The sequence below is a fragment of the Marivita sp. genome (assembly GCF_965656765.1).
GTDB lineage: Bacteria > Pseudomonadota > Alphaproteobacteria > Rhodobacterales > Rhodobacteraceae > Marivita.
In genome coordinates, this window is record NZ_CBFHLV010000104.1 from 1 (window position 1) to 6,068 (window position 6,068).

Genomic DNA, 6,068 nt, shown 5'->3' on the forward strand with positions numbered 1-6,068 from the left:
GTGACTGACACGACAACCTGATCAATCGGATCCGCATTGCGGCTGGCAATCGTCTGCAGCGCCAACACAGCCTGCGACGCCATTACGGTGGTATCGACCGTTTCTTGCGGCTTGGCCGCATGACCGCCCCTGCCCTCGAAGATGATATCGAACTGGTCAGTTGCGGCAAAGAACGCGCCCGGACGGATCGCAAAGCTTCCTACGGGACGGCCCGGCCAATTGTGCATACCGTAGACTTCCTGAATGCCCCAGCGCTCCATCATGCCGTCTTCGCACATCTCGCGACCGCCACCGCCACCTTCTTCGGCGGGCTGAAAGATCACCACAACCGTGCCGTCGAAATTGCGGGTCTCGGACAGGTACTTGGCCGCACCCAGCAGCATTGCTGTATGTCCGTCATGGCCGCAAGCATGCATTGCGCCATCGGTCTTGGATTTGTACTCAAGCCCAGTTTGTTCGTGAATAGGCAGTGCGTCCATGTCAGCGCGCAGGCCAATGACCTTGCCTGATGTATCAGTCTTGCCCTTGATGACACCTACCACACCCGTACGGCCAATACCGGTGACGATCTCATCGCAGCCGAATTCCTTGAGCCGGTCCGCCACCAGCGCGCTGGTGCGATGCGTGTCAAAAAGAATCTCGGGATTCTCGTGCAAATCCCGTCGCCATGCGGTGATTTCTGTCTGCAATTCGGCAAAGCGGTTTTTAACCGGCATGTCGGGTGTCCTTTTATGAGTGAGTGGAGTGTCTGCCACAGAACGTGGCGTAGTCTATGTCTAGCTTCAAGGGGGGCTAGAGCGCTGGTCCCAAATCCATGCGACTGCCATCGCTGAAACGTGACAGCCGGAACCGGTGCAGATCGTGTCCGGTGCTGTCTCCGCAGACCAGATCCGCCAGCACCTTGCCCATACCCGGACCAATGCCAAACCCGTGCCCGCTCATGCCAGTGCCAATGGTCAAACCGGAAATCGCATCGACGCGGTCCACCACAGGCACCACATCGGGCATCGTGTCGATCATCCCAGCCCACATCGCCCGATAGCGGATCGGTCCAACCTCGGGAAACAAATGTTCCACCTCTGCCGCGACCTTTTTCAGCTTCCTGCTGTTCGGTTTCGGGTTCAAAACTCGGATACCCTCGAAGGGGCTGACTTCGTCCTCGGCCCACTGGCGTTTTGTCCCCCACGCATCTGGATACCCTTTGGGCGCGACCGGTAGAAACCGCGTCCCGAACGGATCAGCCATCAACTGCGTCCGGTATTTCGGTAACGCCCGCACCGCGTCAGGCCCGACGAACAGCTCGTGAAAGCCACCAGCAGCCAGCGATGCCCCACCATCGGCGCGTGTGCGGAAGGCAAATTTACCCGCCGCCGCGGCACCCGCGTGCGGCAACGACACAGGCTCGGTTGCCCCTGCTGTCGCGCGCACAGAAAGCTGGGGGATATCAACGCCATGCGCCCTTAGAAAAAGCGACGACCACGCGCCGCCCGCGACCACCACATCAGAGCAGGCAATGCGTCCCATTTCAGTGAACACACCCCGGATCCGCCCTGCCTCAAGGTCAAGCTTGCGCGCGGCACAGCCCTCAACAAGTACCGCACCTTCGCGCACCGCAATGCCCGCCAATGCTGGTACGGCGACCCAAGGCTCTGCCCGCATGTCGGTCGGCGTCGTCAACGCCCCGGTAAAGCCGCCCTTGGCCAGTTCAGGAAACCGCGACTTCAGGCCTGCATTGTCCAATAACTCGGTATCCACGCCCTGCGCCGTGGCAATGGGCAGCCAGTCGGCAAAACTCGCCAGTTCCTTTTCGCTTTCGGCCAGATAGGTCACCCCTGACCGCACCAATCCAATGTCCACGTTGGTCTGGCTGGCAAGCTCGGTCCAAAGGCGGTTTGCTTCGACCATGATAGGAAGTTCATGAGGATCGCGCCCCTGCTGCCGAATCCAGCCCCAGTTTCGCGAGGACTGTTCACCGGCGATGCGCCCCTTTTCCAGCAGCACGACCCGTCGGCCTTTGCGCGCCAAAAACAGTGCAGTGCACACGCCGATGACGCCACCGCCGATAACGACCACATCGGTTTCTGGTGGTGGTGGCCCGGCAAAGGCAATCGGGCTGGCCTCGGAGATCGGAAACGCCATCATGCGGACAGCTGGCTTAACAAACGTTCCATGAATGCCTGGCCTTCCGTGAATTGTGCAACGGTGATGTATTCATCTGGCTGATGCGCCACCGCAATGTCTCCCGGTCCGCAGACAACCACCGAATAGCCCGCGTTTTGGAAATGGCTCGCCTCGGTTCCGTAGGACACATATTGCGTGCCATTGTCGCCAGTCAGTTGCCGCACGAGGGTTTCCGCGCTGCCTGCGTCATCCGTTTTGAAGGGTGGCAAAGCCGAGTTCGGCTTGATCTCAATCCAGGTTTCTGGACGAACGGCCTGCATTTGGGCCTCCACATCAGCCACGGCCGCGCGCAACCTGGAGTCCCACGCATCCAGCGTTTCGCCGGGAACCACGCGAATCCCCATGACAAGAACGCAATCCTTGGCTGTAATGTTATGCGCGGTGCCGCCATGGATCTCTCCGACATGCACATTCGTGTATGGGGGATTGAACATCGCCGCGATCGGTGATGGCGCTGCGGCAGAGCTTTCATCATTCATCTGGTTGGCCCATTCAATCAGCTTGGCCCCATACATGATCGCACTGACACCGGTATGAAGAACAGAAGAATGCACCTCGAACCCGTGCACATTAATGTCATATGTCACACTGCCCTTATGCCCTGTCACCGCCTTGAGCATTGTCGGCTCTCCAACGATCACCGTGTCAGCGCGTGGCACCACGCCCTGCATCGCGTCGATCAAGGGAGGCGCGCCGGCGCAACCGATTTCTTCGTCATAGCTTAGCGCGATCTGAAGGGGCCGTTTCACACCCCGGTGCTGTGCCTCGACCAACGCCCAGATGGCCAGCGCGTCAAAGCCTTTCATGTCGGTGGTGCCGCGCCCGTACAGTTTGCCATCGGTCTCAGTCACGGTGAACGGATCGGTGCTCCAAGGCTGGCCATCGGTCGGCACCACATCAGTATGACCTGACAGGACAACACCGCCCTCCACCTCGGGCCCGACATGGGCGAACAACCCAGCTTTCAAAGGATCGTCGGCTTTCACATGTCGATGACTTTCGACACCGTGTTCGGTCAGATAGGCCTCGACCCAGTCGATCAGGGGCAGGTTCGTGTCACGGCTAACGGTTGGAAATTTTACCAACTGGTCTAAAATCGCACGAGGTGTCAGACGGTTTTGCATGGGCTCACTTTGTGGCTGAGGGCAGCAGGTAGTCGGCATAGACCGGATGATGGTCCGACGGCCATTCGCCGTCAAACCGCTCTTGCACAACAACTGGCCCGTTGTTCAATTCAACGTCAGGCGTGCGGCTTAAATGATCAATAGCACCAATAAGATGCACACCTTTATTCAGGTGATATGTGGCCCCGGGAATTCGATCAAAACGGACACCCGCTTCTTCAAGAATATCCATCGTTTGCGCGCCATACAGCGCATTCAAATCCCCCACCAAAAATACGGTTTCGCCCGCTTCGACCCAAGGCCGTAGACGATCACGAACAAGAGCAGCGGACAGCAACCGGTTAGAACGGCTGGAATATTCGAAATGCACGTTTGCCACGCGAAATTGATCCCCCGTTTCGCGATCTTGGAACTGCACCCAAGTGGCAAACGCGGGAAAAGACCCATTGAATGTCCGCGAGTAGATCACATCAGGTGTATTGGAAAAGAAAAACCAACCCTGATCAACAGGTTGCAACCGCTCCTTCAAGTAAAATAACGGCTGCGTCGTGGGAAATTCGCGCCAATTCCCGGTAGCGGCCACGCCGTAATTCGGATTTTGCGAAGCAAGGAAATCGCGCTTGAGGTTGACCGATCCATCGCTTCCCCGCGACCAGCTTTCCATTTCTTGAAACGCAACGATGTCAGCTTGCAGCGCCTTGAAGGCTTTGTCCAACGGCGCTTTGCGTCGGTCCCAATCCCCCACCGACCATGCGCCGGTCTTTTCGCTCAGAACGATGTAGTGAACGTTGTAACTGGCGATCCGAAGCGCGTTGCCCGACGGCGGATCAAGGATGGCATCCCCTTCGGAATTCGTCACATGCAGCGCACACGCAACAAGCGTGACAAGCGCAAACATCCCAACAGCTGCTCGAACACCCCAATGGAACACTTTTCTCATCTCGAACGCTTAACAGCGACCATCACAAAGTCAGTATCCGCTGTCGGTGATCAGCACTTTGTGACCGGGCTCAACCTCGCGATAAATCGACGGCTCAGGTTCGTAGTCCAAGCCGTGAATCGGCGACGGAATCGGTTTGAAGTTCAGATCCTTCTCGGATTTGCGCTTGCGTGGATCAGCAATCGGAACCGCCTTCATCAACGCCTGAGTATAGGGATGCTGTGGGTTTTCGAACACCGCGCGACGCGGGCCAAGTTCAACAATACGGCCAAGATACATCACGCCGACATAGTGACTGACCCGTTCGACCACCGCCATGTCATGGCTGATGAACAAGAACGACAGTCCCAGTTCGGCCTGCAATTCCAACATCAGGTTCAACACCTGCGCCTGCACGGACACGTCCAAAGCCGACACAGCTTCGTCCGCCACGATGAGCTTGGGATTCAGCGCCAGCGCACGGGCAATCGCAATACGTTGACGCTGACCGCCGGACAATTCATGGGGATAGCGCTGCATGAAACTGCGCGGCAATTCGACTCGGTCAAACAACATTTCGACGCGTGTCTGCATCTCATCGGATGATCCCATGCCAAAGTTACGCATCGGTTCGGACACCTGATCCGACAGTTGCATCTGCGGGTTCAGTGACGCGAACGGGTCTTGAAAGACCATCTGCATGTCGCGCCGTGCGTCGCGCAGATCGGTCTGGCTGAGCGCCATAATGTCTTTGCCATCAAGGAAAATACTGCCCTGCATCAGTTCGACAAGACGCAGGATAGACCGGCCTGCAGTGGATTTTCCGCAGCCTGATTCCCCAACAAGGCTCAGGGTTTGGCCCTTGTTTACCGTGAATGACAGGTCTTCGACTGCGTGCACATTGGCCACCGTACGGCGAAAGAAACCGCCTTTGACCTCGAACCTTGTAGTCAGGTTCTTGACCTGCAAAAGCACCTCTTCCGATCCGGTTATCGGCGGCACTTCGGACCCGTCCTTGCCCAAAAGCCGCATCGGGCGCGGCAGATCGGTGCCTGTCATTTCGCCCAGCTTGGGTACGGCCGCCAAAAGCGATTGCGTATACGGGTGCTGCGGGTTCTCGAAGATTTCTTCGACCGTCCCCTCTTCGACCTTGTTGCCCCGGAACATCACCACCACGCGGTCGGCCATTTGCGCCACCACGGCCATATCATGGGTAATAAACATGACGGCCGTGCCAGTTTCGCGCTTGAGCCGGTCCATCAGGGCCAGAATCTCGGCTTGAATGGTCACATCCAAAGCCGTTGTCGGTTCATCTGCGATGAGCAAACGTGGCTCACAGGCCAGTGCCATCGCGATCACCACGCGCTGGCGCATGCCCCCGGACAATTCGTGCGGGTATTGCTTCAATCGCCGCTCGGGTTCGGGAATGCGCACTTGCCGCATCAGGTCCAGAGCCCGCTCCTCGGCCTGTGCCTTGGTCATATTCTTGTGCAGGCGCAATCCTTCTGTCAGCTGCTTGCCCACAGTGAACACCGGATTCAGCGCCGTCATCGGCTCTTGAAAGATCATGCCGATCTCGTTGCCGCGGATGGTGCGCATCAAGTCCTGATCGGTTTCGGCAAGGTCGATCTCGCCTTTATCCTTGCGGTCGAACAGCAACCGACCACCTGCAATATCGCCGCCGCCGTATTCGATCAGCCGCATCAGCGACAACGAAGACACCGACTTCCCAGACCCGGATTCGCCAACAACACAAACCGTTTCGCCCGGATTGATCTCAAAGGATACGTCTTCAACCCCAACAACCGTGCCGGCTTTGGTTTGAAATTCGACCCGAAGGTTTT

At 57.7% G+C, this 6,068-nt stretch carries 5 protein-coding genes; all 5 read right to left on the minus strand.

Annotated elements, in window-relative coordinates:
• On the minus strand, window positions 1–716 hold a 716-nt coding region (locus tag ACTG4M_RS16795), incomplete at its 3' end, for an amidohydrolase (protein WP_439124819.1).
• Between the two features lie 76 nt (window positions 717–792).
• On the minus strand, window positions 793–2,142 hold the full coding sequence (locus ACTG4M_RS16800; protein ID WP_439124820.1) for an NAD(P)/FAD-dependent oxidoreductase: 1,350 nt from the start codon (window positions 2,140–2,142) through the stop codon (window positions 793–795).
• Window positions 2,139–3,305: an acetylornithine deacetylase gene (gene argE / locus ACTG4M_RS16805; protein WP_439124821.1), complete on the minus strand. Its 1,167-nt coding sequence runs from the start codon at window positions 3,303–3,305 to the stop codon at window positions 2,139–2,141. Before argE ends, ACTG4M_RS16800 begins: the two co-directional genes overlap by 4 nt.
• Before the next feature lie 4 nt (window positions 3,306–3,309).
• Window positions 3,310–4,245 (minus strand): endonuclease/exonuclease/phosphatase family protein, encoded by a 936-nt coding sequence (locus ACTG4M_RS16810; protein ID WP_439124822.1) that lies wholly within the window; start codon window positions 4,243–4,245, stop codon window positions 3,310–3,312.
• Window positions 4,246–4,275: 30 nt separating this feature from the next.
• A partial coding sequence (locus ACTG4M_RS16815) for an ABC transporter ATP-binding protein (protein WP_439124823.1) occupies window positions 4,276–6,068 on the minus strand: 1,793 nt, incomplete at its 5' end.

Excerpts from the sequence above, each read along its gene's own strand:
- ACTG4M_RS16800 (WP_439124820.1), bottom strand. The coding sequence starts at position 2,142 with ATGATGGCGTTTCCGATCTCCGAGGCCAGCCCGATTGCCTTTGCCGGG.
- argE (WP_439124821.1), bottom strand. The coding sequence starts at position 3,305 with ATGCAAAACCGTCTGACACCTCGTGCGATTTTAGACCAGTTGGTAAAA.
- ACTG4M_RS16810 (WP_439124822.1), bottom strand. The coding sequence starts at position 4,245 with ATGAGAAAAGTGTTCCATTGGGGTGTTCGAGCAGCTGTTGGGATGTTT.